At 61.2% G+C, this 24,976-nt stretch carries 25 protein-coding genes; 11 read left to right on the top strand and 14 right to left on the bottom strand.

Features of this window, described 5'->3' with window-relative positions:
* Nucleotides 1–151: 151 nt before the first annotated feature.
* Together BM413_RS08805 and BM413_RS08800 are read left to right on the top strand one after the other, a co-directional pair.
* Complete coding sequence (locus tag BM413_RS08805; protein WP_091912445.1) at nucleotides 152–1,267, top strand: FIST N-terminal domain-containing protein; 1,116 nt, start codon at nucleotides 152–154, stop codon at nucleotides 1,265–1,267.
* An 11-nt stretch (nucleotides 1,268–1,278) separates the two neighbouring features.
* Nucleotides 1,279–2,619: an ATP-binding response regulator gene (locus tag BM413_RS08800; RefSeq protein ID WP_091912443.1), complete on the top strand. Its 1,341-nt coding sequence runs from the start codon at nucleotides 1,279–1,281 to the stop codon at nucleotides 2,617–2,619.
* A gap of 134 nt (nucleotides 2,620–2,753) precedes the next feature.
* On the opposite strand, the gene BM413_RS08795 is transcribed toward BM413_RS08800, so the two are convergent.
* Complete coding sequence (locus BM413_RS08795; RefSeq protein WP_091912441.1) at nucleotides 2,754–3,437, bottom strand: response regulator; 684 nt, start codon at nucleotides 3,435–3,437, stop codon at nucleotides 2,754–2,756.
* A 224-nt stretch (nucleotides 3,438–3,661) separates the two neighbouring features.
* On the opposite strand from BM413_RS08795, the gene maiA reads away from it, so the two are divergent.
* Nucleotides 3,662–4,312 carry a maleylacetoacetate isomerase gene (gene maiA, locus BM413_RS08790; RefSeq protein WP_091912439.1) on the top strand — a complete coding sequence of 217 codons (651 nt, stop codon included), beginning with the start codon at nucleotides 3,662–3,664 and terminating at the stop codon, nucleotides 4,310–4,312.
* Nucleotides 4,313–4,316: 4 nt separating this feature from the next.
* Here the strand turns inward: maiA and BM413_RS08785 are convergent, their stop codons facing one another.
* The 4 genes from BM413_RS08785 to BM413_RS08770 form a co-directional block, all read right to left on the bottom strand.
* Entirely contained in the window at nucleotides 4,317–4,805 is a 489-nt protein-coding gene (locus BM413_RS08785) for a MaoC family dehydratase (protein WP_091912437.1), read from the bottom strand.
* A gap of 215 nt (nucleotides 4,806–5,020) precedes the next feature.
* A complete protein-coding gene (phaP, locus tag BM413_RS08780; RefSeq protein ID WP_091912435.1) occupies nucleotides 5,021–5,452 on the bottom strand; it encodes a phasin family protein in 432 nt (143 codons plus the stop codon).
* Between the two features lie 68 nt (nucleotides 5,453–5,520).
* On the bottom strand, nucleotides 5,521–6,798 hold the full coding sequence (locus BM413_RS08775) for a DUF445 domain-containing protein (RefSeq protein WP_091912433.1): 1,278 nt from the start codon (nucleotides 6,796–6,798) through the stop codon (nucleotides 5,521–5,523).
* 165 nt (nucleotides 6,799–6,963) lie between these two features.
* The gene (locus BM413_RS08770) at nucleotides 6,964–7,539 is read right to left on the bottom strand and encodes a GNAT family N-acetyltransferase (protein ID WP_091912431.1); all 576 of its coding nucleotides are present in this window, start codon (nucleotides 7,537–7,539) and stop codon (nucleotides 6,964–6,966) included.
* A gap of 313 nt (nucleotides 7,540–7,852) precedes the next feature.
* On the opposite strand from BM413_RS08770, the gene rirA reads away from it, so the two are divergent.
* Both rirA and BM413_RS08760 read left to right on the top strand, forming a co-directional pair.
* The gene (gene rirA / locus BM413_RS08765; RefSeq protein WP_091912429.1) at nucleotides 7,853–8,317 is read left to right on the top strand and encodes an iron-responsive transcriptional regulator RirA; all 465 of its coding nucleotides are present in this window, start codon (nucleotides 7,853–7,855) and stop codon (nucleotides 8,315–8,317) included.
* 55 nt (nucleotides 8,318–8,372) lie between these two features.
* Nucleotides 8,373–8,834, top strand: a complete 462-nt coding sequence (locus BM413_RS08760) for a hypothetical protein (protein WP_139238567.1) — start codon at nucleotides 8,373–8,375, stop codon at nucleotides 8,832–8,834.
* Here BM413_RS08760 and BM413_RS08755 read toward each other — a convergent pair.
* From BM413_RS08755 to hemP, 5 genes are read right to left on the bottom strand one after another with little or no spacing between them, the layout of a single operon-like run.
* Nucleotides 8,831–9,622 (bottom strand): heme ABC transporter ATP-binding protein, encoded by a 792-nt coding sequence (locus BM413_RS08755; RefSeq protein WP_091912414.1) that lies wholly within the window; start codon nucleotides 9,620–9,622, stop codon nucleotides 8,831–8,833. The genes BM413_RS08760 and BM413_RS08755 overlap by 4 nt on opposite strands.
* An 11-nt stretch (nucleotides 9,623–9,633) precedes the next feature.
* Nucleotides 9,634–10,737, bottom strand: coding sequence for a FecCD family ABC transporter permease (locus tag BM413_RS08750; RefSeq protein ID WP_091912412.1), 1,104 nt, complete (start codon nucleotides 10,735–10,737; stop codon nucleotides 9,634–9,636).
* Nucleotides 10,738–10,748: 11 nt separating this feature from the next.
* Nucleotides 10,749–11,648, bottom strand: coding sequence for a heme/hemin ABC transporter substrate-binding protein (locus BM413_RS08745; RefSeq protein ID WP_091912410.1), 900 nt, complete (start codon nucleotides 11,646–11,648; stop codon nucleotides 10,749–10,751).
* Between the two features lie 11 nt (nucleotides 11,649–11,659).
* On the bottom strand, nucleotides 11,660–12,724 hold the full coding sequence (locus tag BM413_RS08740) for a hemin-degrading factor (RefSeq protein ID WP_091912408.1): 1,065 nt from the start codon (nucleotides 12,722–12,724) through the stop codon (nucleotides 11,660–11,662).
* Between the two features lie 15 nt (nucleotides 12,725–12,739).
* Nucleotides 12,740–12,949 (bottom strand): hemin uptake protein HemP, encoded by a 210-nt coding sequence (gene hemP, locus BM413_RS08735; protein ID WP_091912406.1) that lies wholly within the window; start codon nucleotides 12,947–12,949, stop codon nucleotides 12,740–12,742.
* 236 nt (nucleotides 12,950–13,185) lie between these two features.
* Here hemP and BM413_RS08730 point away from each other — a divergent pair, with 236 nt between their 5' ends.
* The 4 genes from BM413_RS08730 (at nucleotide 13,186) to BM413_RS08710 (ending at nucleotide 16,815) form a co-directional block, all read left to right on the top strand.
* Nucleotides 13,186–15,237: a TonB-dependent receptor domain-containing protein gene (locus BM413_RS08730; protein ID WP_244537811.1), complete on the top strand. Its 2,052-nt coding sequence runs from the start codon at nucleotides 13,186–13,188 to the stop codon at nucleotides 15,235–15,237.
* Nucleotides 15,238–15,329: 92 nt separating this feature from the next.
* A complete protein-coding gene (locus tag BM413_RS08725; protein WP_091912402.1) occupies nucleotides 15,330–15,776 on the top strand; it encodes a hypothetical protein in 447 nt (148 codons plus the stop codon).
* Nucleotides 15,777–16,127: 351 nt separating this feature from the next.
* Complete coding sequence (locus BM413_RS08715; protein WP_091912399.1) at nucleotides 16,128–16,442, top strand: heme-degrading protein HmuQ; 315 nt, start codon at nucleotides 16,128–16,130, stop codon at nucleotides 16,440–16,442.
* Between the two features lies 1 nt (nucleotide 16,443).
* Nucleotides 16,444–16,815 (top strand): bleomycin resistance protein, encoded by a 372-nt coding sequence (locus BM413_RS08710; protein WP_091912397.1) that lies wholly within the window; start codon nucleotides 16,444–16,446, stop codon nucleotides 16,813–16,815.
* Here the strand turns inward: BM413_RS08710 and putA are convergent, their stop codons facing one another.
* Nucleotides 16,816–20,439, bottom strand: a complete 3,624-nt coding sequence (gene putA, locus BM413_RS08705; protein ID WP_175544284.1) for a bifunctional proline dehydrogenase/L-glutamate gamma-semialdehyde dehydrogenase PutA — start codon at nucleotides 20,437–20,439, stop codon at nucleotides 16,816–16,818.
* A gap of 140 nt (nucleotides 20,440–20,579) precedes the next feature.
* Here putA and BM413_RS08700 point away from each other — a divergent pair, with 140 nt between their 5' ends.
* Nucleotides 20,580–21,032 (top strand): Lrp/AsnC family transcriptional regulator, encoded by a 453-nt coding sequence (locus BM413_RS08700; RefSeq protein WP_091912393.1) that lies wholly within the window; start codon nucleotides 20,580–20,582, stop codon nucleotides 21,030–21,032.
* 56 nt (nucleotides 21,033–21,088) lie between these two features.
* Here the strand turns inward: BM413_RS08700 and BM413_RS08695 are convergent, their stop codons facing one another.
* Together BM413_RS08695 and BM413_RS08690 are read right to left on the bottom strand one after the other, a co-directional pair.
* A complete protein-coding gene (locus BM413_RS08695; protein WP_091912391.1) occupies nucleotides 21,089–22,297 on the bottom strand; it encodes a cytochrome-c peroxidase in 1,209 nt (402 codons plus the stop codon).
* Between the two features lie 2 nt (nucleotides 22,298–22,299).
* A complete protein-coding gene (locus BM413_RS08690) occupies nucleotides 22,300–22,737 on the bottom strand; it encodes a FixH family protein (RefSeq protein WP_091912390.1) in 438 nt (145 codons plus the stop codon).
* Nucleotides 22,738–22,888: 151 nt separating this feature from the next.
* Here BM413_RS08690 and BM413_RS08685 point away from each other — a divergent pair, with 151 nt between their 5' ends.
* A complete protein-coding gene (locus tag BM413_RS08685; RefSeq protein ID WP_091912388.1) occupies nucleotides 22,889–23,806 on the top strand; it encodes a sugar kinase in 918 nt (305 codons plus the stop codon).
* An 11-nt stretch (nucleotides 23,807–23,817) separates the two neighbouring features.
* Here BM413_RS08685 and BM413_RS08680 read toward each other — a convergent pair whose 3' ends face one another.
* Nucleotides 23,818–24,837, bottom strand: a complete 1,020-nt coding sequence (locus tag BM413_RS08680; protein WP_091912386.1) for an aldose epimerase family protein — start codon at nucleotides 24,835–24,837, stop codon at nucleotides 23,818–23,820.
* Nucleotides 24,838–24,976: the final 139 nt, after the last annotated feature.

The following is a 24,976-nucleotide window of genomic DNA, read 5'->3' as shown; positions in this document are numbered from 1 at the left end:
CATTGCCAAACTAACGCCTGGGGGCAAGAATGCACAAGACGCGTGTGCCTTCGACATTAGATGAGGACGTCGAAGGTGGGTTTTGGGAGGAACTGCGCTGGTCTGCTCACGGACAAGCTACGCCTGCGGCCTGTCGGCTTTGACATCCGACATGGCCGACGCCGATGAATTTGCCCGCGCAGTCGCCGAGGAAGCGGCTGCGATAAATGCCGGCTTTGCGCTCTTTTTCTTTTCCCAGCAGTTGATGGATGCCGAATCGCTGTCGGCTGCGCTGAAGCTCCATGCACCGGGCCTCGCCCATGCCGGCTGTTCGACTGCCGGCGAGATAACGCCTGCCGGGCTCGAAGAAGGCCATGTTTTGGCAATGCTGTTCCCGCAGCGCTCCTTCACCGCAGTCAGCGCGATGATCAGGAACCTTTCCTCCTCCGGCATGGACGACATCGCCGGCGAGGTCGAGGAATTGAGACGCACGCTGTACGCGCGCACGGGCTCGACTCACTCCGGCAATGTCTTCGCCCTCTGTCTCATCGATGGCCTCTCCTATGCTGAGGAGGCCGTAACCTCGGCGATCCACTGGGGGCTGGACGACATTCCGCTGATCGGAGGCTCGGCCGGCGACGACCTGAAATTCCAGACGACCGCGCTGATCTCGAACGGCCATGTCGACAGCGACTGCGCCATCATCATCTTGATGGCGACCGAAATCCCGTTCCATGTCTTCAAGACGGAAAACTTCGTGCCGACCGAAGACAAGCTCGTCGTCACATCCTCAGATCCCGAGCGGCGCATCGTCCATGAATTCAACGCCGGCGTGGCGGCCGAGGAATTCGCCGCAGCGGTCGGCATCGTACATGGAGCCATGACGCCGCTCAGCTTCGCCTCGCATCCGGTCGTCGTGCGCGTCGGCGGCGAATATTACTGCCGCTCGATCCAGAAGATGAACGCTGACGGCTCGCTCTCCTTCTTCTGCGCCATCGACGACGGCATCGTGCTGTCCATCGCCAAGCCGACCGGCATGGTGGAATCGACCCGCACCGCATTGAAGAACGTCAGCGAGCGGCTGGGCGGCATCGACATGATTCTCGGCTTCGACTGCGTCTTGAGACGGCTCGACGCCCGCAACCGCCAGGTGTTCCGCGATATTTCCGAACTCTACCGCGCCAACAATGTTATCGGCTTTGGCACCTATGGCGAGCAGTATCGCTCCATGCATCTCAACCAGACCTTCATCGGCATCGCCTTCGGCCAGCGACAGGCGGCGGAATAAGAGCCAGGGAAATGTCCGTGCGCCAGATCGATGACATCGAGAAGCTGAAGAAGATCAATCAGGCGCTGATCTCCCGCGTCGAGCGCTCGATGGACCAGCAGGGTAATGCCTTTTCGCTGTTCCAGACCGCGATAAACCTGGAGAACCGGGTACGCAGCCGCACCGAGGAGTTGCGCGCCACGATGCGCCGGCTCGAAGTGTCCAACATCGACCTCGTCGCCGCCAAGGAGAATGCCGAGCGCGCCAACCTTTCCAAGACACGCTTTCTCGCAGCCGCCAGCCACGACATTCTTCAACCGCTCAATGCCGCACATCTGTCGGTGTCGGCGCTGGCCGAGGTGCAGGCCGGCGAGGAAGGACGCAAGCTGGTTCGGCAGGTCGAGCGCTCGCTGGAGACGATGGAGGACCTGCTCCACACCCTGCTCGACATTTCCAAGCTGGACGCCGGCGTCGTCGAGCCCGAGATTACCGATGTTTCGCTTGAGCAATTGTTCTCGTCGCTGAAATCCGATTTCCAGCCACTGGCCGCGCAAAAGGGGCTGAAACTCAAGTTCCATGCCGGAAATGCGGTGGTGCGTTCCGATCGCACGCTGCTGCGCCGTATCCTCCAGAACATTGTCTCCAACGCAATACGCTACACCCGCAAAGGTGGCGTTCTGGTCGGTATCCGCCACCGCGGCGACAGGATAAGGATCGCAATCGTCGACACCGGCTGCGGCATTCCTGAAGACCAGCACGAAGCGGTGTTCGAGGAGTTCCACCGCGGCACGGGTTCGGCCGACGCCGATCTTTCCGGCGGCGGGCTTGGCCTCGGCCTGTCGATCGTGCGCCGCATGACCAGCGCGCTCGGCCATCCCATCGCCTTTTCCTCGATCGTCGGGCGAGGAACGATTTTTCATCTCGACGTGCCGGTAGTCGTCGGCAGCTTTGCCGATCCCATGGCACTGCTTGGCGAGCCCGAACGGCCGCGCGGTTACGGCCTGTTCGGAACCAAAGTGCTGCTGATCGAGAATGACATCGAGGTTCTGGAGGCCATGACCGTGCTGCTTGAGCGTTGGCAGTGCACGGTCAAGACTGCGACCTCCACCGCGCTGGCAATGCAGGCGCTGGGCGATACGGACTGGATTCCCGATATCATCATTGCCGATCAGCATCTCGACGGCGGCGATCTCGGCAGCGCAACCATCGCCGAAATTCGCGACTATCTCGGACGCGGGGTGCCCGCGTTGATCGTCACCGGAGACAGCTCTGACGCCGTAGTACGCCTGGCGCGCGAAGCCGGCGTGGAACTGATGCGCAAACCGCTGAAACCAGCGCAGTTGCGGGCGCTGCTGGCGCATTTGTTGGCTTAGGGGAGTAGGAAATTAGGGGAGTAGGGGAATAGGGCAGTAAGGCAGTAGGGACTGAGGTTCCAGAGCTGCTGTGGCTGTTTCGGCCAATCTCACTCTGCCGCTCTGATCCCCTACTGCCCTACTGCCTTATTCCCCTAGAATCCCGATTGCTCCCGAAACAACTCCGCATTGTCGAGCTTCGAGACTTCGATCACGGCTTGGGTGCGGCTATAGACGTTGAGCTTGCGCAATATCTCTGAGACATGCGCTTTCACGGTGGTCTCGCCGACCTGCAGTTCAAAGGCGATCTGCTTGTTGAGAAGACCCTGTCGCAGCATTTGCAGCACACGCAACTGCTGCGGCGTCAGCTTGGCGAGCCTGCGCACCATTTCGGCCCGGTCGGCACTTTCGGCGTCAGGTGCCTGGCCCTCATAGTTTTCCGGCACATGGATCGCCCCTTCCATGACGGAACGGATGGCGTTGGCGAGGTCGGTCTTGCGCACGGATTTCGGGATGAAGCCGGCAGCGCCGTAAGAAAGCGCCTCGGATATGATCTTCGGTTCCTCGTGACCGGAAACCACGACCACCGGCAAGCGCGGGTAGCGCGTGCGCAGTTGCAGCAGGCCGTCGAAGCCGTGGACGTCGGGCATCGAGAGGTCCAGCAGCGCCAGATCGAAAGGCTTGGGCCCGGCCAGATGTTCCAGCGCTTCGGTGATGGAGCGGGCTTCCACCGTATCGACATCCGGATAGGCCATGCGCACCGCGCTATGCAGCGCCTCGCGAAACAACGGGTGGTCGTCGATTATCAGGAACCGGGCAGTTTCGTTGGCAGAGCTCATGGCCAACTCTCCGTCATGCAAGCGCGGAGGTCGAGGGATGCCGTGGTCCGGCCACGCCGGCCAAAGAAGACATTTTTTCTAATTCCCTGATTCATTCCGCATCATTCAAGAGTAGCCGAGCGCAGCGCAAGCGATTATTGCCAAATAGTACATCGGCCGCTTTTCGACACGCGACGCATTCGCCGCACGAAAGCGACCCGCAAGACGCACCGGGAGGAACCTTGATGGGCGAAATCATCCTGCACAACTATTTCCGTTCCTCTACGTCCTACCGGGTGCGCATCGCGCTGGAGATGAAGGGGCTGGATTACACCTATGTGCCCCATCACTTGCGCTTCGGCGAACATCTCGAACCGTCCTATCTCGCCGTAAATCCGCAAGGGTTTGTCCCTGCCCTGATCTGGAACGACGGCACGCTTCTGGTGCAATCGCTGGCGATCATCGAATTCCTGGATGAAACAGTGCCGCAGCCGCCCCTGTTGCCGGCCGATGCGCTCGGCCGCGCCCGCGTTCGCATGCTCTCCCAGATGATCGCCTGCGACATCCACCCGATAAACAATCTGCGGGTGCTGACCTCATTGCGCACGCTTTATGGCGCCGGCGACGACGACGTCGCCAACTGGTTCCGGCACTGGGTCAACGAAACCTTCCAACCGCTTGAAAAGATTCTTGCTGACAGCAAGGATACCGGCATGTTCTGTCATGGCGACCGGCCCGGCCTCGCCGACATCTGCCTTGTCGCGCAAGTCGTCAACAACGCCCGCTACAATGTCGATATGGAGCCCTACCCGGTGATTTCGCGCATCGCGGCAGCCTGCATGGAACTGCCCGCCTTCATCAAGGCCGCACCGAAAAACCAGCCGGACGCCGAATAGGAGGTTAGCTGGCCACCTTCTTCTGCCGCCGCTCGTAAAGCATGATCAGCGTCTCGGCGATCAGCGCGGGCCGCTCATCGCCCTCGATCTCGATGACGTTGCTTGCCTTCATCAGATATTGGCCCGGACCGCGGTCCTCGAGCGATATCAGGGTCGAGCGCAGCCGCACGCGCGTGCCTGCCCGGACAGGGGCAACGAACCGGACCCGGTCGAGGCCGTAGTTGAATGCGGCTTGCGTATTTTCAGGGATCGCACCGATCTCCTGGCCGAGCGAGCCGATGATCGACAGCGTCAGGAAGCCATGCGCGATCGTCGCGCGGAAAGGACTTTCGCGCCTCGCCCGCTCCGCATCGACATGAATCCACTGATGGTCGCCGGTGCAATCGGCAAACTGGTCGATCCGGGTCTGGTCGACGGTAGTCCATTGCGAAACGCCAAGTTCCTGCCCGACGGCGTCCTTGAGCGTGGCGAATGTCAAAGCCGGTTTCGACATCGGTCTCTCCGTTTTCCGACGCTTACGCGCGCAGGTTTTCGGCACAAACAGGCACGCTCACTGGATCAGACGTCCCCCGCGAACGGACTGCTTCTGCCCGGAACTAGCAGCTTATGATGCTCTGCAAAAGACCTTCGTGACAGACTTTTGCCTTCAATCATCCAGGTCAAGGTCGTTCGAACGAACCGGTCCCAGGCAGCGTTACGCCCGGACGACTACTTCCGCTGGTCGTATCCCTCCCGGATCTCCGCCATGGCCTCGCGAATGCGATTGCGCAGGATATCCAGCGATTCCGTACCGGATTTGCGCATGATTTCAGCTGATTCGCTGGCGTTCTTGACTGTGGTTTCGAAGGAACGGCGGACAAAATCGGCCTGTTTCGACATCATCTCCTGCGGGTTGCCGGGCGCGCGGAAACCCTGCGCCATCTCGGTGATCTCGCGCACCGTGTCCTGCATGATCTCGCGCTGTCGCGACATGAGACTGGATGCCCCCGATGCGCCGGCCGAGGCAGATTTCTGCAACGCTTCCAGATTCTTGCGATGATGGGCGAGAATGGAGTCAACGTCGAAACGCGGCAGCTTCAGCTCCTCGCCAAGCCGTTTGAACATGTCCATGAAGGTATCGGTCTCGGGTGCCTTGGCCATCATTTCCTCCCTTTCGCGCGCCGGTGTCGAACGCGGTCAAGGAGAAGATAGGCCGATGATCGCGCGGGTCAATTCACCAGGAAGACGAGCTCGATCACGTAAAGCGCCAGCCCGGCCATGCCGCCGATGAGCATGCCGTTGAAGCGGATATATTGCAGGTCGCGCCCGATGTTCATTTCGATGAGGCGCGTAAGCTGGCCGAGATCCCAGCGCTTCACCTGCTCGGCGATGAAGCTCGAGACGCCGCTTTTCTGGCTTTCGACGAAGGAGACCAACGCCACGACAAACCCCTGGTTCATGTCGGCGCGGATTTTTTCGTCGCTGGCAAGCTGGCGGCCAACCTCGACGAACATACCGGCGAGATGGGTGCGGATCATGGAGTTTTCGGCGCGCGCATCCTGTTCGATCAAATTGCGCAGGCTTTCCCACATGTCGCCGGCCAGCGCCTTCAGTTCGGGGCGGGCGAGAAAATCGCGCTTCAGTTTTTCGGCACGTTTCGCATAGGTCTTGGAATTGCGCAGATCGGCGATGAATTTTTCGACGAAACGGTCGAACTCCTGCCGCATCGGATGATGCTGATCGGCCCGCACCTCTTCCAGCAGCGAACCGGCGGAAGCAACGATCTTCTTGAGCAGATAGGCGTCGGCGCGGAACAGGTTGAACAGCGACGGCAGTTCCTCGCGGATCTTTTCGCGCATCGTGGCAAGCGCTTCCTCGTCGGAAAGGAACTTGCCGACGACCTTGGTGAACTGGTCGAACAATTTCTGGTGACGGCGATCGTCGGTGAATGCTGAGAGAAGCTCGGCGGCCAACGGTGCAAGCGGCACCTTTTCCACCTGCTCCAGCATGCGCTCGGAAACAAAGCCGCGCAGGCCGGACTGGTCGATGGCGGCCAGCGTCTGCGGCACCAGCCGCGCGACAAAGCGCGACAGGCCTTCCGCCCTCTGCCGATCCGACAGCCAGTCCGCGACGAGAGCGGAGAAGTCCACCTCGCCGAGCTTTTCGCGCACCGGACCCGGCGCCAGGAAATTGACCTCGATGAAGCGGCCAAGATTATCCGCGATACGCTCCTGGTTGGACGGAATGATCGCCGTATGCGGGATCGGCAGGCCGAGCGGCCGCTTGAACAGCGCGACGACCGCATACCAGTCGGCCAGCCCGCCGATGGTGGCTGCCTCGGCAAAAGCCGCGACGAAACCAAGCCACGGAAAGCGCGGCTGCAACAGCTTCGCCGTGATGAAGACGGCAACGCACAGGCACAAGGCACCAGTGGCGATGAACTTGGTACGGCGCAAGGCCGCAAGCTTTTCCGCGTTTTCCGGGCTGATTGTCGATGCCTGGTTCATATGCTCATCCGGTTCTCGAAAGGGCCGCACACTATCATCCGTGAGAGACCCCGCCATTCGTTCGCGAGACATATGGGGCTTCAGCAGGTGGAAGACATAAAAAAGGCCCGCTTTCGCGGGCCTTTGATGCAATCCGGACGGAGGGCTAACGCGAGACAGGCGCCCTCACCTGCCGGCAAGCATTTTGGGAACGTCACGAACCGGCGACAGGCCGAACGGTTTGGGAGCGACGAGATCAAGACCATCAAAGGAGCGCTGGCCGAGGTCGATAACGCCCACGGTCTCGCCGTCCTCGAAGGAAAGCGCTGCGTTGAACTTGCGCGCCAAGGCCTTCATCGCGACATTCTGCGGATGGGTCGTCACCAGAAGCTTCGTGTAGCCCAGCCCGCGTGCATTGGCGATCAGGCGCTCGAACAGGCGCCCGCCGATATGCCGATGCTGAAGATGGCGCTCGACGCTGAAGGCGATCTCGCCGGTCGGCTCGTCAATTTCAGGCCGTTCGTGAAGTTCGGCAGCACCGAACACCTTGTCGTCTTCGACATAGCCGATAACGGTGGTGCCTTGCGCGAAGCTGCGATCGGCATAGCTGGCGATGAAATCGTCATCCGTCGCGCCATTGAAGCGATCGCGCCGGCTCACGGCATCGAGCCTGAGAAGATGATCGCGGAAGCGTGGCAGGTCGGAAGGCCGGAGCTGCCTGATGATGCCGGTCAGCGGGAAATGATTTAGCGTATTCTGCATGTGCCGTACTTCTCGTGGGTTCCTCCCCGAGTCTACGACTCTCGACAGCGATTATATTGTGCGCCGCAGCATGAAATGCAATCCCTTTACGTAAAGGTCAGCATTGCAAAAATGGAATACCGGACGCCGTCGCTCCACCAATGCCAAAAATATGACCAAAAAGAGAAGGTATTTTTCGCTTCTTGTCTGGAATTATTCTAGACTGTAGGCCATATTCAGGAATGAAAGCGATCCAACGACTCGAGAGATCGCACCTGTCTTGGCTTGAGCCGTTCGAAAATCGGTTCCAGCCGGTGCTGCGAAGGAAACGACCATGCGGCTCACCCGCCAGACGAACTACGCCATGCGCATCCTCATGTATTGCGCTGCCAATGACGACCGGCTGAGCCGGATCCCCGAAATCGCCGCCGCTTATACAGTGTCGGAGCTGTTCCTTTTCAAGATCCTGCAGCCGCTGGTCGAAAACGGCCTGGTGGAAACCGTACGCGGCCGCAATGGCGGCGTCCGGCTCGGTCGCGCCGCCGACAAGATCACCTTGTTCGACGTGGTGCGCGTGACGGAAGAGAATTTCGCCATGGCCGAATGCTTCGAGAACGACGCGGCAGAATGCCCGCTGGTCGACAGCTGCGCGTTGAATTCGGCACTGCGTGAGGCGCTGAACGCTTTCTTCGAAGTGCTGGCAGGCTACACGATCGCTGACCTGGTCAAGGCACGGCCCAATGTGCGCAACCTGCTGGGTATCGATCTTCTGGTAGAGCGCCGCGCGCCTGCTGCCTGAGTATTTTCATCGCAAGCACGGTATGGCAACTTCGTGAAATACGAAGGGACTGCCTATGAGTTGGGATATTCTGGTTCACGCTGCCAGTTCTCCACCACCGCCTGTCGATGAAATGCCCAGTGACTGGAAGCCTCTTCCACTTGGTTCCAGAAGCGATGTGCAGGCAAAGATTTCCGCCGTCTTACAAGACATCAGGTGGGAGGATGATGGCTGGGGTGACTATGACAAAAACGGTCTCTCGCTCGAATTCAGCCTCGCAGGATCAGAACCACTTGACGGTATCATGATCCATGTTCGTGGCGGCGGTGATTTACTCCCGCTTCTGAAGGCATTTTCCGCTCGATATGGCTGGTACGTTTTGATGCCCAGCGAATGGATGCATCATGCGGCGAACCCAGAGGCTGAATGGATGGATTTCCAGGATTATCGCGACCAAGTCACGGCGCCCGCTGACGAAAAACCCGCCAAGAGCCTTCTCGCAAGCTTAAAAAGAAGGCTTTTGGGGCCTAGCGCCTAAAGTCCCGCCGATTGCGGGAGAACGAATGGCACGTTGCCGGAAGGCAGCGCGCCGACCTTCAGCTTGCATTCAAACACCTTCGAGATCAGCTCGTCGCTTAGCACATCCTGCGGCGAGCCGGCGGCCGCCAGCTTACCGCGATGCATGACAAAGATGCGGTCGGCATACATTGCTGTCAGATTGAGGTCGTGCAGGATCGCCACGACCCCGCCGCCGCGCCGGGCGAAATCGCGGGCGATGTTCATGATGATGAGCTGGTGCTTGATATCGAGGCTGGAAACCGGCTCGTCGAGGAACAGGTAGCGCGGCTTTCCATCCAGCACCGGCGCCCAGACCTGGCAGAGCACGCGGGCAAGCTGCACCCGCTGCTGCTCGCCGCCGGAAAGCTCCTGATAGAAACGGCCAGCGAAGCCGTCGAGATCGACACGCGACAGCGCCCGCTCCGGCAGGCGATCGTCCTCGCCCGGCAATGCGCCGGAGCGGCCACCTAACAGGCCGAGCTTGACGATTTCACGCACCGTGAAGGGAAAGGAAAGTGCCGTCGCCTGCGGCAGCACCGCGCGCATGGCGGCAGCCTCCCAGGCTTTCAGCGCCGTTAGATCGCGATCGTTGACGGCGATGCTGCCGGTATAGGGCAACTCTCCGGTAAGCGCCCTGAGGAAGGTCGTCTTGCCCGACCCGTTTGGCCCGACAATTGCCGCCACCTCGCCCGGCCTCATGTCGAAATCGACATTCGAGATGATGCGCTTGGCGCCAATGGAGACGGAAACATCGCGAGCTTCGATCATGGCCGTTTCCTCTAGAGATCCAGGAGGCCGCGCTTGCGCAGCAATATCCACAGGAAGAACGGCCCGCCGACGGACGCCGTGATGATGCCGATCGGCAGTTCTGCCGGCGCGACGATGGTGCGGCTGATCGCGTCGGCGACAAGCAGCATGGATGCGCCGAGCAGCGCGGATGCGGGCAGCAGATAGCGGTTGTCCGGCCCGATCAGCAGGCGCAGCAAATGCGGTACGACGATGCCGACGAAGCCGATGCCGCCGCTGACGGCAACCGAAGCGCCGGTGGCTGCCGCAACCGCCACGATCGCTACATTCTTGAAGCGCTGGACGGGTATGCCGAGATGGTTGGCGGTCGCCTCACCCAGCGCCAGCGCGTTGAGCGCACGCGCCAGGAACGGCGAGACGATCAGTACCAGCACGATGATCGGCCCGGCCGCTGCAATCTTGGTCCAGGTCGCGCCCGCCAGCGAGCCGAGCCCCCAGAAGGTCAGATCACGAAGCTGCCGGTCGTCGGCGAGATAGACGAGGATGCCGGACAGCGCGCCCGTCAACGCACCAAGCGCGATGCCTGCAAGCAGCATGGTGGCGATGGATGTCTGGCCGCGCCGTGTCGCCACGCGATAGAGCAGCAAGGTAGTCGCCAGACCACCGAAGAAGGCGGCAAGCGGCAGCGTGTAGATGCCGAAGATCGCCAATACCGGCCCGAGAACGGTGCTGCCAAGCACGATGACAACGATGGCGCCAAGGCCGGCACCCGATGAGACACCGACGAGGCCGGGATCGGCCAGCGGATTGCGGAACAGGCCCTGCATGACCGCCCCAGACACGGCAAGGGCAGCCCCGATCAGCACGCCGAGAATAACGCGCGGCAGGCGGATGTCATAGACGATGATGCGGTCGCGCGCAGACAAGGCAGAACCGTCCGACAGCGACGGAAACAGCCAGTCGCGCACCACGGTGACAGCCGAAGCATCCGACGCACCGGAGGCAAGGCTGAACAATACGGTCAGCGCAAGCAAGAGGCACAGAAGACCGATCGCAAACTTTGCGCGCGCCGAGCGGTCGCCCGCTGCGGCTCGTTTTTCAATATCGCCGAACCTGTCGGCCAATGTATCCGCCACGGTCTTTCCGTTCAGTCCTTGATCGCGTCGCCATAAAGGGCGACGGCAAGATCACGAATGGCGCCGGCCGTGCGCGGGCCGAAGCCGAGCAGGTAGCTGCCATCCATCCGCACCAGTTTCTTGTTCTCGGCTGCCGGCGTAGACGCGATGCCTGGATGGGCAAAGAGATCGTCGGCAGCGGCCGCATGATCACCACCGCGATTCATCATCAAAATGACGTCCGGCTTGGCGGTGACCACCGCTTCCTCGGAAAGCTGCTTGTAACCCGGCACGCCTTCGACGGCGTTGACGCCGCCCGCGAGCTTGATGATGCCGTCTGCCGCGTTGCCGCTGCCGGCAGCCAGTATCTTGCCGCCCTGCATGCTGAGGATGAACAGCACGCGTTTGCGCTCTTTCACATCGGCGGTGAGTTTTTCGGCCTCCTTGAGATCGGCATCGACAGAGGCTTCGAGAGCGTCGGCCTTGGCGTCGGCACCCAGCGCCTTGCCGACGACCCGAATTTTTTCCAGGATTCCGGTATGATCGAAAGTTTCAGGCACTTCGATGAAGGTGACGCTGGCTTTCCTCAGGACATCGACGGCTTCCTTCGGACCGCTGCCGGCAAGCGCCAGAATGCCTGATGGATTGACCGACAGCACGCCTTCTGGAGACAGCGCCCGCATATAGCCGACATCTGGCAGCGCCTTCGCCGCCTCGGGGTAGGTCCCGGTCGAATCGCGGGCGATCAGCTTGCCCTCCTCGCCCAGCGCATAGACGATCTCGGTTATCGATCCACCGATGGAAACGAGCCGCGACGTGTCGGGAAATACGGCCTTGCCTTCTTCCGCGGATGCCGCGGCAGCCGCGCCGAAGACGGATGCAGCCACGAAAGCAGCACATGCGCCGCGGGCAATACGATTGAAGATGCTCATGGAACTGCCCCTCACGCCGCCGTCGAAGTCGGAATGCGCGGCAGGTTCTCGGCAATGAAGCGCCAGTCCTCGCGCTCGCTTTGCCCTTCATGCCGCTTTCCGAAGAATTGGATGATCATCTTGCCGTCGGCGCCATAGGCCTCGAGCGAGGTGACGTGACCGTCCTTGGTCGGCTTGCGCACCGCCCAGATCTCGCTGACGTGATCCATCCGCAGATGCATGTGGAAGGTCTCGTCGAGAATGTTGATCCACGGCCCCATCGGCTTGATGTTCTTCACCACGCCCGAATGGATCTGGATGCAGCCGCGGTTGCCGACAAAGCACATGATCGGCGTTTCACTCTCGGCGGCGTGATGCAGCATGGCAGCAAGCGCATCATTGTCGACCAGCCACGCATAGTCCGGCCCGACCATGCGAACCGCCTGCTGGCGCGACAGTTTCAATGTGCGCAACATGCCGAAGAACTGATGCGTGTCGGTAAGCTTGCTCCAGCGATCGCGCAAATCGTCGACGCTGGTTGAAACCTCCGCCGAGGCAGCCTCGGTTTCGGTGTTGTCTTCATAACTAAGGTCCACCGTCTGGCTCTGATCGACGGAGGCTAGATCAGCAACGAGCTTCTGGTAGGCGTAGAGATTGGAGGTGCTGCGCAGATGCACCTTGTGCACCGCCTCGCCTTCCCTGTCGAAGAATTGCAGGCTGCGGCGGATTTCGCCGCCATCGCGCTTTTCGACGGCAAAGCCATGCGCCCAGACTTTCGGGAAGATGCGCAGGTCGATGTTTTCGCCGAGCACCATGGCATTGTGGTTGCCAGTGACGACCTTGTCATAGACGCCGATCTTCTCATGAACGGCGCTTTCGTTGCGGGTCAGCGCCATCACCTCGCCTACGGCCTCCAGGCCGGTCAGCAGATCGTTGACGCGCGGCTCCACACGATAGACGCCCTCGCCGCAATGCGCGGCCACCAGCTCGGCCTCGGAGATGCCGAGCTGGCTTGCGAGGTCGCGCTCGCGCATTTTGGGATTAGCCGCCCTAGCCGTACGAATTGCATCTGGCGCGGGTTTGACGCGAGCATCCATGGAAACGTCCTGCACTTACTTGTTGAGAATGAGCTTGCCCTGGCGGGTGATCTTCAGGCGATAGAGCGACCCGCCGTGGTCGATCCCGATCTCGTGGTCGCCGTTGAACAGCGATGAACTCAAGACCGTACGAGTCGGGAAATGCTGCGGCTCGGGACGCCGGGGCGCGTCGTTGAAAGGCCGCCGGTTGCGATAGTGAAAATCGTCATGGTTGTGGCTGTTCATGGTCGTCGGACCCTTTCGTTTTGGAGTTCGGCCTCACCTGTCGGACGACCTCTTCTCCAGCCTTGAAATCAATCTTGACTCAAAACATCATGTTCAATAGTCAGTGCAATACCAGAGTAAATGAGTCAAGATTTAAATCACTCTGGCGTCAATGAAAAATGCCAGCAAGCGTCGAAAGCCAGCCCGCATGAAAGACATTATGGAGAGCTTGGGACATGGGGCTGGTGGCACGAAATATGGCTGTTCTGCTTGGCGGAACGGCGGTGACCGTATTGGTCGCGACTATCGGGGCAAGAGCCCAGGAAACGAACGAGACCGAAAAGCAAGATCGCGTGACACAGCTTGAGCGCGTCGTCATCACCACAGGAAAGGCCGGTGCCGGAAACGGTACTGGCGATCCGGTGGATGTGCCGGCCAGCGTTGGCAAGGTCGACAAGACGACACTCGAGAAGCTGGGGCGCGAAAATCTCGACGACGTGCTGCGCTCGGTGCCCGGCACCTTTACCCGCGAAAACCCGCAACAGCCGGGCATTGCCGTCAACATTCGCGGCTTCGAAGGTTCTGGCCGCGTCAATTCGATGATCGACGGCGTGCGCCAGAGCTTCCGCTTCACCGGCCATGAGGCTGGCGGCTTCACCTATGTCGATCCGAACTTCCTGACCGAGATCGATGTCGAACGTGGTGCCGTCTCAACGGCTGGCGGCGGTGGCTTGGCCGGCTCGGTCAATTTCCGCACCATCGGCGTCGAGGACATCGTGCGTGACGGCCAGGAATATGGCCTGCTCGGCCGCGCCTCCTGGGGCAGCAACGGCGTCGGCTTCTCCGAAATGCTGGCGGGCGGTGTAAAGCGGGATGCCGTCGGACTCGCGGCGGCAATCAGCAAGCGCGATTCCAACGACTTCAGGAATGGCGACGGCGATACCGTGCCATATACCGGGCAGGATCTGGTCTCAGGTCTGTTGAAGGCCGATTTCGGCTTCGGCGAGGATCACCGCCTGTCGCTCGGCGGCATCTTCTACCAGAATGATTTCACCGCCAATTCCTACGAGCAGCAGGTCAAGAATCGCACGGCGACTGCCAATTATCGCTACGACCCGACAGGAAACGACCTGATCCATCTCAAGGTGAACGGCTACTTCAACGACATCCAGATGGAATATCTAAAGGGGCTTTCGCCGTTTGCGAGCGCCGCAGGACGCAAGATCAACGACCGCGGCGTCGGTTTCGACGTGTCCAACACGTCACTGATGGATTTCGGTGAGATCGCGGTGAAGTCCGAAAACGGCGTCGAGTACTTCACCGACAAGGTCACCTCGATCAATGGCGGCGTGAACCCCGCCAACGCCCACAGCCGCACTGGCGCAGTGTTTTCGCAAAACACTTTCACCTACGGTATGTTCGAACTGGTCGGCGCGCTGCGTTACGACTTCTACAATCTGAACGGTACAGCCGATGCAGGGCCTCGTGCCGGCGGCGCCTATACGGTCGACCAGTCGAAGGGTGCGCTCAATCCGAAGGTGACGCTGGCGGTCAAGCCGGTCGACTGGTTTCAGCCTTACGTCACCTATTCGCAGTCGATGCGCGCGCCAACCGTGCAGGAGACCATGGTCGGCGGCGATCATCCCGGTGGCACTTCGGCAAGCTTCCTGCCCAATCCGGACCTAAAGCCCGAATCGCAAAAAGGATGGGAAGTCGGCGTCAATGTGAAGCGCGACGGCCTGCTCACCGCCGACGACAGCCTGCGGGTCAAGGCCAGCTACTACAACATGAAGGTCGAGGATTTCATCGCGGCGCGTTTCAATCCGCAATTCTTCATGTTCGAGTATGTGAATGTTCCGGGTGAGTCACGCCAGAGCGGCATCGAGCTTGCCGCCACCTACGACCTCGGCATGGCCTTCGGCGGCATCGCCTACACGCACACCGACACCAAGCTGCCGAGCCAGCAGCCAGGCCTCGGCGCGCTGAGCTACCTGCCCGACGACATCGTCGCTCTAACCCTTGGGGGCCGTTTCCTTGAGCAGAAGCTGGAGATCGGCACACGGGTCAACTACGTCTCCAACGGGGTAACCAATGTCGGCAATGCAAACGATGCGACCTTCACGCCGATCAATGTGAAGACGCCAAGCTACACCACCGTCGACCTGTTCACGAACTACAAGGTCAACGAGAATGTGGACGTGGCCTTCAAGGTCACCAATCTGTTCGACAAGCAATACACACCGGCACTGAGCACCATCGGCTCCGGCCAGGGCCGCACATTCTACCTGTCGACGCAGTTCCAGTTCTGACCTCCGGGAACGAGTTGACATCCAGCGCTCACCGGCGAAGCCATTCGCCGGTGAGTTTTTGAAACGACCAGACCAGCCAATTGGGGATATCCATGAACACCACCCTGACTTCAGCCCGTCTCATCATCGCAGCCGCGACGATTTCATGCCTGCCGATTGCCTCAGCGCATTCTCAGGAAGCCACGCCGGCGCCTGCCCTCACCCTTGAGCTGAACGGCGCACAACCTTCGGACAAGGGCTGCCGGCTGACCTTCGTGGTCAACAATGCACTCGGCTCCGAACTCTCGAAGGCAGCCTTCGAGATCGCGCTGTTCAACGAAAGCGGCGTGGTCGATCGCCTGACCGTTCTCGACTTCAAGGAATTGCCGGTAGGCAAGACCAAGGTGACCCGCTTCGACCTCGCCGGCGCCGACTGCGCCAAGATCAGCCGGGTGCTGATCAACCATGCGACCGAATGCGCCGGTGAAGGTGTCGAGCCAGCCGCCTGCATGCGCCAGCTCAAGACGGAAACGAAAACCGGAATAGCCTTCGGCGTGTGACGGCTCTTTCGGTAGTCGGGCTCCGTGGCCGCAGGCAGAACTCCAATGAGGAAAGACTTACATGCTGCCTTTGACCGGACTTCACAGCCTCGCCTCAGCGCGAGGCGATGGGCTCAGACCTGAATTGCTCGCGCTTTTGCGCGGGCGCGAAAATATGACCGCACAGAACCCGAATGTCGTGGATCTTGAACACCACCGGGACAAGGGACCGGCTCAGGCAGGCCCGAACCCGGTCACGAAACTTGGCTCCGAGATGCCGGATAGGGTAATCAGGTTTCCGACCACTGACGAAACGCGCAATGCGCCAAGAGAACATGCGCCTTCCCGGCGCAACATCTGAAGGAGACGAAAATGTACATCGCAATGAACCGCTTCAAGGTGCAGGCAGGCTCGGAAGAGGCTTTCGAGAATGTCTGGAAGGGCCGGGATTCGAAGCTTTCGGAAATGACCGGCTTCAAGGAGTTTCATCTCCTGCGCGGATCGTTGAACGAGGCTGAAGGCTATACCCTGTTTGCCTCGCATACGGTCTGGGCAAGCTACGAGGATTTCGTCGCCTGGACCAAGTCGGAAAACTTCCGCGCCGCCCACAAGAACGCCGGTGCGACCAAACCCGCCTATATCGGCCATCCCCAGTTCGAGGGGTTCTCCGTCGTCGAAGGCGCCTGAAATGACGGCGGAAGCCATCGATTTCGCACGCACAATCCCCGTCCTGCCCTCGCCCGACATCAAGGCGAGTCGAGATTTCTATCGTGACCGGCTTGGTTTCGAGGTCATCCAGCCGGAAATGGACGACTATCTGATCGTCCGGCGCGGCGAGATGGAAATCCATTTCTGGTATACGGCCGACCGCGCCCTGCCCGAGGTTTCGTCCTGCTACATTCGCGGCGGCGAAGTGCCGGCGTTGCATGCCGAGTTTTCGCAGCGCGGCGTGGAGAAACTGAGCCCATTCACCGTGAGGCCGTGGAACATGAAGGAATTCTACGTCCACGACCCGCACGGCAATTTGCTGCGGTTCGGCTGCGCGCCGGAAGAAGTGTAGTCACGCTCCCGCCAGCAGGCTCGCATTGCCGCCGGCGGCAGTCGTGTCGACGCAGACGGCGCGCTCATGGGCGTATGCGGCGGGATAAAGCACTTCGCTGATCAAGGGCACGATCGGCCCTTTCCGCGCCGCCAGCGCCTGCCGGATTTCGCGCGCCCGCTCGGGCGAACCGGAAAATGCCACGACATCGACGCCGAGCGATTTCAAGGAAGCCGCAGACACCACACCATCGATTGCCACGATCGGCAATCCCTTGCCGGTCAGCGCATTGACGGCCACTGAGGCGCCGGGCGCGACCGCCAGCACGGCATTGCCTGCTGCAAGCGCCTGAATGGCCTGCGCAAGCAACGTCTCGCTGTCCGGACCAAGGCAAAGCACACGGCCGCGCGGGTTCAGCGCCAGCGTGTTGGCCTCGCCGGTCGGACCCGGCAGATCGATCTGGCCATAGTCAATCGCAGCGGCCGCCGCGATGCCGGCCGACCCCTTGCCACGCAGGTGCTTGCGCAGAACCATGATGCGGTCGGCGGCGACATTCCAGCCACTGAGGGTCGCATCGGGAAACTGCTCGGCAAGCTCTACGGCCGGAAGCGGCTGGCCTTCGACCTCGACAGCGGGCACGCTTTCAGCCTTGCGGAAACGACGCAGATAATGCGGACCGCCGGCCTTGGGCCCGGTGCCCGAAAGCCCCTCGCCGCCGAAAGGCTGCGAGCCGACGACGGCGCCTATCTGGTTTCGGTTGACATAGATGTTGCCGGCATGGATGCGATCGACCAGGTGCTGAACGCGCCCTTCAATGCGTGTGTGCAGGCCGAAGGTTAGCCCATAACCCTTTGCATTGATGGCGGAAATGACCTTGTCGAGATCGTCGGCGTCGAAAGTCGCGACATGCAGGACGGGGCCGAAAATCTCGCGTTCCATCTCCTCGATGCCCTTCACGCGGAAGACATGCGGGGCGACGAAACGGCCACTCGCTGGCGCCTCGAGCTTGGCGATCAGGCGGCCCTTGCCTTCCATCTTGCTGCAATAATCGCGGATGGAATTCTGCGCCTCTTCATCGATGACCGGCCCGACATCGGTCGAGATCGACCACGGATCGCCGACGCTCAGCGCCTTCATCGCGCCTTCCAGCATTTCCAGCATCTTCTTCTCGACGTCCTTCTGGACATAGAGAATGCGCAGCGCCGAGCAGCGCTGGCCCGCACTCTGGAAGGCGGAAGCGACGATGTCGCGCACTGCCTGCTCGGGCAGCGCGGTGGAATCGACGATCATCGCATTCATGCCGCCGGTTTCGGCAAGCAGCATGGCGTCGGGTGCCGCCGTCTCGGCCAACTGCTTTTCGATCAGCTTGGCCACTTCTGTCGAGCCGGTGAAGCAGACACCGGCGATGCGCGGATCGGCTGTCAGCGGCGCACCGACCGACGGGCCATCACCCGGCAGAAGCTGGATGACGTCCTCGGGAATACCGGCCTTGCGCAGCAGTTCGACTGCGCGCGCAGCGATCAGCGGCGTCTGCTCGGCCGGCTTGGCAACCACGCTGTTGCCGGTAACGAGGGCCGCAGCGATCTGGCCGGTGAAGATCGCCAGCGGGAAATTCCATGGCGAGATGCAGGCGATGACGCCACGCGCGACAGTTCCTGCTTCGGCCTTCTCGGCCTCGGCAGCGTAATAGCGAAGGAAGTCGACTGCCTCACGCACTTCCGCCACGCCGTCTGCCAGCGACTTGCCGGCCTCCCGCGTCGCCAGCGAGAAGAACTCCACCGCATTGGCCTCGTAGAGATCGGCGGCGCGGCGCAGGATCGCCGCGCGCTCGGCAACCGGGCGTTTTGCCCAGGCCGGCTGCGCCTCAACCGCGATGCGCACGGCAGTCGACACCTGCTTGGCAGCGGCTTCGTGCACCGTGCCGACGATGTCGTCCGGCTTGGCCGGATTGACGAGCTTGCGCTGGCTGCCATAGCCGGCAGCGCGGGTGACGGGCTTTGCCGCCCAGCGCTCGGGCGTGGCGAATTCCAGTCTGGCCTTGTCGATAGCCGCCAGCGTCACCGGGTCGGTGATGTCGAAACCCTTGGCATTGATCCGCCCTGCCCCGAAAATCTCGGAGGGCCGCGCAATGGCCGGGTTTGCCGCCGGACCTTGTGTTTCAGCAGCCTCGATCGGATCGCGGGCGATGTCTTCGGGCTTCACGTCCTCGTCGGTCAATTGGTGCACGAAGGAGGAATTGGCGCCGTTTTCGAGCAGGCGGCGGACGAGATAGGCGAGCAGATCGGAATGCGCGCCGACCGGCGCATAGATGCGGCAGCGCGTGCCCTCGGTCTTGCGCACCGTCTCATGCAGGGATTCGCCCATGCCATGCAGGCGCTGGAATTCGAAGCAATCGCGGTCAGGCGCCATCGCCAGGATAGCCGCAACCGTATGCGCATTGTGGGTGGCGAATTGCGGATAGATGCGATCGGTCATCGACAGCAGCTTCTTGGCGCAGGCGATGTAGGAAACATCGGTGTTGACCTTGCGCGTGAACACCGGATAGCCGTCGAGGCCGAGCGTCTGGGCGCGCTTGATCTCGGTATCCCAGTAAGCACCCTTGACCAACCGCACCATGATGCGCCGGTCGAGCCGCTTGGCCAGCGCATGGAGCCAGTCGATGACGAAGGCACAGCGCGGGCCATAGGCCTGCACGACGACGCCGAAACCGTCCCAATCTTCCAGTTCCGGATCGGCCAGAACGCGCTCGATGACGTCCAGCGACAGGTCGAGGCGATCGGCCTCCTCGGCATCGATGTTGAGCCCCATTCGGGCGTGGCGGGCAGCAATCGCCAGCGACAGCAGGCGCTTGGCCATGACCGGCAGCATGGTTTCCTTCTGCGCCACTTCGTAGCGAGGGTGAAGCGCTGACAGCTTCACCGAAATGCCCGGATTGGTGCGGATATCCGGGCCGTTCGAGCCGCTGTTGAGCGACGAGATCGCATCGGCATAGGCGCGGTGATAGCGCAGCGCGTCGGCTTCGGTGCGCGCCGCCTCGCCCAGCATGTCGTAGGAATAGAGATAGCCCTTGGCGGTCATCGAGCGGCCGCGCTTGACGGCCTCAGCGATGGTGCGGCCAAGCACGAACTGCTCGCCCATTTCGCGCATTGCGGCTGCCACGGCCTTACGGATGACCGGCTCGCCAAGGCGGCGCACCATGTTGTGCAACGTGCCGGCAATGCCGTCCTCGCCCTCGTCGAGCACGCGGCCGGTCAGCATCAGCGCCCAGGTCGATGCGTTGACGAAGATCGAACTCGAGCCGCCGGAATGCGCCGACCAGTCATGCGGGGCGATCTTGTCCTGGATCAGGTCGTCCATGGTCTGCGTGTCCGGCACGCGCAGCAGCGCCTCGGCCAGGCACATCAGCGCCACGCCTTCCTTGGTGGAGAGGCCGTAAGCGGACAGAAACACTTCCATCAGCCGCGGATCGGTGGAACCGCGCACCGCTTTGACCAGTTGCACCGCCCGCCCCGTGATCGCCTTGCGCTCGGCTTTGCTCAGTCCTGCCGTCTCGACAAGCCGGGCCAGCGCCTCGTCCTCGTCAGGCAGATAGTTGGCGCGGATCTGGGTACGAATGGTGTCGAGCAATGGAGCGGTCATGGACATCCTGCTGGCGCTGAAACGGTTTGGAGACGGCTTCGAGATCTATCATAAACCTCTTTTTCAATCGGTCCAAAATATTGCACTGTAAAGGCTAATTAGACTATAGATCAGTCAGTTTTCTATAAACTTGGACTTCATTTCGAATGTCAAAAGACCAATTGGACCGCATCGACCGCAACATCCTCGCAGCCCTTTCGCGCGATGGCCGGCTTTCCATGGCCGAACTTGCAGCACAGGTCGGCCTGTCGAAGACGCCGGTGCAGGCGCGAGTGCGGCGGCTGGAGCAGGACGGCTTCATTCGCGGCTATTCGGCGGTGATCGACCGCGAGCGCATGGGCGAAGGCCATGTCGCCTTCGTGCAGGTGAAACTGTCGGACACGCGCTCGGCAGCGCTGGATGCCTTCAACCGTTCGGTCCATGCCGTGCGCGAGATCGAGCAATGCCACATGATGGCGGCAAGCTTCGATTACCTGCTGAAGGTCCGCACCACCGACATCGCAGCCTATCGCCGCGTGCTGGGCGAGCGCATCTCTGCCCTGCCCCACGTCGCGCAGACCTCGACCTTCGTGGCGATGGAGACGGTGAAGGATCGGTAGACTTTGAGTGAGCATCGGAATTACCCGAAAACCGAATCCACTTTTCGGTCCGATGCTTAATCCGAAATCGTCTTCAGGAACGCTATCAATGCGGCACGCTCGCGCTCGGAGATCGACAGCGGCACGACTTCCGATTTTCCACTCGGGCTTGCCGGCGCGCGGACATAGTGGTCGACGACATCTTCCAGCCGCTTGATCTGGCCGGCATGCATATAAGGCGGCCTGCCGGCTGCGCCGCGCAGCGACGGCGTCTTGTAGGCGCGCGTGAGTTGCGGGCCGGAAGTCACCATGAAGCGTAGCTCGCCGCAGGCTTCGGGACCGGCATCGCTGAAGGCACCGAGGCAATTGAACGGGTCGTTCTGGACCTGCTTCACCGCTGTCTCACGACCCAGATCTTCCGGCAGACCGGCGACGGCGGGAATGCCGGTGTTGTGGAAATGATCGTCGGTGAAGCGCGGGCCATTATGGCATTCGATGCAGTTCGCCTTGCCGACGAACAGGCGCAATCCATAGACTTCCTCGTCGGAAAGTGCCGCCTCGCCTTCGGGCGTTCTGCCTGCGGTAACGGCGTCGGCAAAGCGATCGAAGCGCGTTTTTTCATGCACGATCGAGCGCTCGAAGGCGGCGATCGCCTTGCCGAGATTGGAAAAGACGCGGCTGATTGTCTGCCGCTGCTGTTCGCTCATGCCCGCCCATGCGGCTTTTTCGGCTGCATTGCCGAGCGGCCCGGCATTTGCCGGCAGACCCTCCAGATCAGGCAATGGCCCGAAAATCCGCTCATAACGGTCGGCGAGATGGGCCTTGATGAAATGCGCATAGAGGGTGCGGTTGCCGCCATGCTCGCGGGCATCCTCCAGCGGTGTCAGCGCCTGCGCCCATAGGCTGTCGCGGCGGCCATCCCAAAACAGGAACGCGCTGCGCGCAACATCCGCCAGCGGCATGGTGCGGCGATTTGTGGTGGTTATGCCCTTGGCAAGCGGCAAGTCGTCCTGGAACTGCCGATCGATCAGGTGACAGGTGCCGCATGCGACATCGCCATTCCGGCTGAGACGCTGTTCGAAGAACAACGTCGCACCAAAAGCTGCCGCAGCCGGCAGGTCGGCATATTTGTTGGTGGGGTCGGCCGGCAGCGGCGGCAGTGCCGAAAGCGACAGCGATGCAACCGTCTTCTTCTCGGCTTCCGTCAGTTCCGGCGGTTTGCAGGCCGCCAGCATCCCGCTCATGACAAGCGCCACGATGGCAAGAGACGGCAGGATGCGGCGCATTTCTACAGCACCAGATTGAACACCACGTGATCATCGCCCTGCGGCGCGGAAATGGCGAATTTCAACTCCCACCAGCCGCCCATGTTGAATTTGACGCCTTCAATGCGATAGCGGCCCTCGCCAAGCTCGCCGGTCATCTGCGGCGCTGTCGGCAGCCCATGACCGTGTTGCGGCATGCCGCCGTCGACGGAGATCTTCGCGCCATCGACTGCCTTGCCGTCGGGCGTTTTCACCGACACGATCCAGTTGTGAAGCTCGCCCTGCTTCACCTCACCCGCCTCCGGTTCGATTGAAACGGCATAAACGCCCTTTTCGCTCGGCTTGGAGCGGGCAAGGTCGAGTTCGGACGGCGGTGGCGCCATGTGCATCTTCGAGAAGGCGATCGCAGCGATGGCCGCAATGCCGATGATCGCGACGAGATAACGCCAGTTGAAAATCATTTTCGCACTCCTCGCCGAATCCCGTTTGCGCAAGCGGCACGTTAGTCTGTGAAGACAACAACGAAAAGCAGCCAAATATCCTTCCATATCAGGGAAGTAGCCAGTACACCCTCGACACGCTAAAACGACGGTGCGGCGAGAGGAGAACGACATGACAAACGGCATTGCGGCGATCGGCGAATGCATGATCGAACTGTCGGGGCAAAGCTCGCAGGTCTGGCGCATGGGTTTTGCCGGCGACACGTTCAACACGCTGTGGGCGATGCGCGCTTTGAGCCCAGGCCACCATGTCGACTTCGTCTCGGCCTTTGGCGATGATCCCTTCTCGACCGACCAGATCGCCTTTTTCCGCGAACACGATATCGGCATCGCTTCAAGCCCGGTCATTCCCGGCGCACGCCCCGGCCTCTATGCGATCAAGCTGACTGGTGCCGAACGTTCTTTCACCTATTGGCGGGGCGACGCTGCCGCGCGCCAGCTTGCCAGCAATGCCGCCGCATTGGCAAAAAGCCTTGAAAATCGGTCGCTTGTCTACTTTTCCGGAATCACTTTGGCAATTCTGGAACCGGCTGCCAGGCGCACGCTGCTGCAGGCCATCGCGACGGCGCGGTCGCATGGCTGCCACATCGCCTTCGACCCGAATTACCGCGCGCGGCTCTGGCCGGACATTGCCACCGCTCGCGAGGCGATCGGTGAAGCGCTGAAGGTAACCGATATTGCCTTGCCGACCTTTCCCGACGAGCAGGAGCTTTATGGGGACGACTCGCCCGAGGAAACCGTGAAGCGGCTCGAGAAGGCAGGTGTCGCGGAGATCGTCGTTAAGAACGGCGAGCACGATGCGCTTATCTCTCATTACGAGAACACTGTTTCGGTTCCCGCGGTCTCCGTCCTCCCTGTCGACACGACCGGCGCCGGCGACAGCTTCAACGGCGCCTACCTTTCGGCGCGGTTGCTCGGCATCGCGCCGACGGACGCGGTCAAGCGCGCCCATCGCGTGGCTGGTGCGGTTGTGCAGGTGCGCGGCGCGCTCGCACCCTTCGATATCCTGAAACTGGCGTTCGATCGGTAGTTTCAGGCGGTTCAGCCAGCGCGGAACCGATATTCCGTCACCTGCCGGTATGTTTCTCCCGGCCGCAGCACGGCTTGCGGAAAATAGGGGCGATTGGGCGAATCCGGCCAGGTCTGCGCCTCGAGGCAAAGACCGGAATAAGCCTTGTAGCGGCGACCGCCCAAACCCTTGGCTTCCGGCGCGACATACTGGCCGATATAGAGCTGGATACCCGGCTCGGTCGTCCAGACTTCCATCTCGACGCCCGAAGCGGCGCCCTGCACCCAGGCAGCCTGCTTGAGCGCGCCACGCGCTGCGGCAAGGCAGAAATTGTTGTCGTAGTCGACCTGTGTCTCTCCGTTCAGGGCTCGCAACGGGCGTGCCTGCCGGAAATCGAACGGCGTGCCATTGATCGGCTGGACGACACCGGTGGGAATGAGTTTTTCGTCGACTGGGAGATAGGCAGCCGCCGCAAGCATCAGGCGATGATCGAGAATCTCGCCGCTGCCGCCATTGTCGAGATTGAAATAGGAATGCTGCGCCAGATTGCAGAGTGTCGGCTCATCGCTGGTTGCCGTGAGTTCGATCGAAAGCGAACCGGAACCCTTGATGCGATAGGTGCAACGCGCTTCCAGCGTGCCCGGAAAGCCCATGGATCCGTCGGGATCGCGCAGGCCGAGCGTGACGAAATCCCGCCCGTTTTCAATCACATCCCAGACTCTGGTGAAGTAACCTTCCGAGCCGCCATGCAGCCCATGCGTCCCGGGCTTGTCCTGATCGATCTGAAAACGCTTGCCGTCGAGCATGAAGCGCCCGTCCCGGATGCGGTTGGCATGGCGCCCGACGATGGCGCCGAAATAACCGGGCGATGCGAGATAATCCTCGAAGCGCTCAAAACCGAGCACCAAAGGCGCATCATGATCGGCCAGGCGCAGATCCTGAACGACGGCACCCCAGGTGATGATGTTTGCCGAAAGCCCGCCCGCGGCGATCGAGAGCCGCTGAACCGGCTTGCCGTCGCCCGTTGTGCCGAAGACTTCACCGTTCGCCATATCCCCTCCGATCAGGCATGAATCCGGCCGCCTCAATGGCTCAGCCAGACAAGCGCTCTAACAAACAACCCCAGAAACCGGAACCGGTTTCTGGGGTTGTTGATCGATTTCAAGTGTCAAAGCACCGCCCGTCCGATCG

Source organism: Mesorhizobium sp. YR577 (assembly GCF_900116595.1).
Lineage (GTDB): Bacteria > Pseudomonadota > Alphaproteobacteria > Rhizobiales > Rhizobiaceae > Mesorhizobium_M.
Note: the sequence above shows the minus strand (reverse complement) of the source record. Positions and strands in the feature narration are given on the sequence as shown.

Coding starts and splice junctions, on each gene's coding strand:
- BM413_RS08805 (WP_091912445.1), top strand. CDS start 152: ATGGCCGACGCCGATGAATTTGCCCGCGCAGTCGCCGAGGAAGCGGCT.
- BM413_RS08800 (WP_091912443.1), top strand. CDS start 1,279: ATGTCCGTGCGCCAGATCGATGACATCGAGAAGCTGAAGAAGATCAAT.
- BM413_RS08795 (WP_091912441.1), bottom strand. CDS start 3,437: ATGAGCTCTGCCAACGAAACTGCCCGGTTCCTGATAATCGACGACCAC.
- maiA (WP_091912439.1), top strand. CDS start 3,662: ATGGGCGAAATCATCCTGCACAACTATTTCCGTTCCTCTACGTCCTAC.
- BM413_RS08785 (WP_091912437.1), bottom strand. CDS start 4,805: ATGTCGAAACCGGCTTTGACATTCGCCACGCTCAAGGACGCCGTCGGG.
- phaP (WP_091912435.1), bottom strand. CDS start 5,452: ATGGCCAAGGCACCCGAGACCGATACCTTCATGGACATGTTCAAACGG.
- BM413_RS08775 (WP_091912433.1), bottom strand. CDS start 6,798: ATGAACCAGGCATCGACAATCAGCCCGGAAAACGCGGAAAAGCTTGCG.
- BM413_RS08770 (WP_091912431.1), bottom strand. CDS start 7,539: ATGCAGAATACGCTAAATCATTTCCCGCTGACCGGCATCATCAGGCAG.
- rirA (WP_091912429.1), top strand. CDS start 7,853: ATGCGGCTCACCCGCCAGACGAACTACGCCATGCGCATCCTCATGTAT.
- BM413_RS08760 (WP_139238567.1), top strand. CDS start 8,373: ATGAGTTGGGATATTCTGGTTCACGCTGCCAGTTCTCCACCACCGCCT.
- BM413_RS08755 (WP_091912414.1), bottom strand. CDS start 9,622: ATGATCGAAGCTCGCGATGTTTCCGTCTCCATTGGCGCCAAGCGCATC.
- BM413_RS08745 (WP_091912410.1), bottom strand. CDS start 11,648: ATGAGCATCTTCAATCGTATTGCCCGCGGCGCATGTGCTGCTTTCGTG.
- BM413_RS08740 (WP_091912408.1), bottom strand. CDS start 12,724: ATGGATGCTCGCGTCAAACCCGCGCCAGATGCAATTCGTACGGCTAGG.
- hemP (WP_091912406.1), bottom strand. CDS start 12,949: ATGAACAGCCACAACCATGACGATTTTCACTATCGCAACCGGCGGCCT.
- BM413_RS08730 (WP_244537811.1), top strand. CDS start 13,186: ATGGCTGTTCTGCTTGGCGGAACGGCGGTGACCGTATTGGTCGCGACT.
- BM413_RS08725 (WP_091912402.1), top strand. CDS start 15,330: ATGAACACCACCCTGACTTCAGCCCGTCTCATCATCGCAGCCGCGACG.
- BM413_RS08715 (WP_091912399.1), top strand. CDS start 16,128: ATGTACATCGCAATGAACCGCTTCAAGGTGCAGGCAGGCTCGGAAGAG.
- BM413_RS08710 (WP_091912397.1), top strand. CDS start 16,444: ATGACGGCGGAAGCCATCGATTTCGCACGCACAATCCCCGTCCTGCCC.
- putA (WP_175544284.1), bottom strand. CDS start 20,439: ATGTCCATGACCGCTCCATTGCTCGACACCATTCGTACCCAGATCCGC.
- BM413_RS08700 (WP_091912393.1), top strand. CDS start 20,580: ATGTCAAAAGACCAATTGGACCGCATCGACCGCAACATCCTCGCAGCC.
- BM413_RS08695 (WP_091912391.1), bottom strand. CDS start 22,297: ATGCGCCGCATCCTGCCGTCTCTTGCCATCGTGGCGCTTGTCATGAGC.
- BM413_RS08690 (WP_091912390.1), bottom strand. CDS start 22,737: ATGATTTTCAACTGGCGTTATCTCGTCGCGATCATCGGCATTGCGGCC.
- BM413_RS08685 (WP_091912388.1), top strand. CDS start 22,889: ATGACAAACGGCATTGCGGCGATCGGCGAATGCATGATCGAACTGTCG.
- BM413_RS08680 (WP_091912386.1), bottom strand. CDS start 24,837: ATGGCGAACGGTGAAGTCTTCGGCACAACGGGCGACGGCAAGCCGGTT.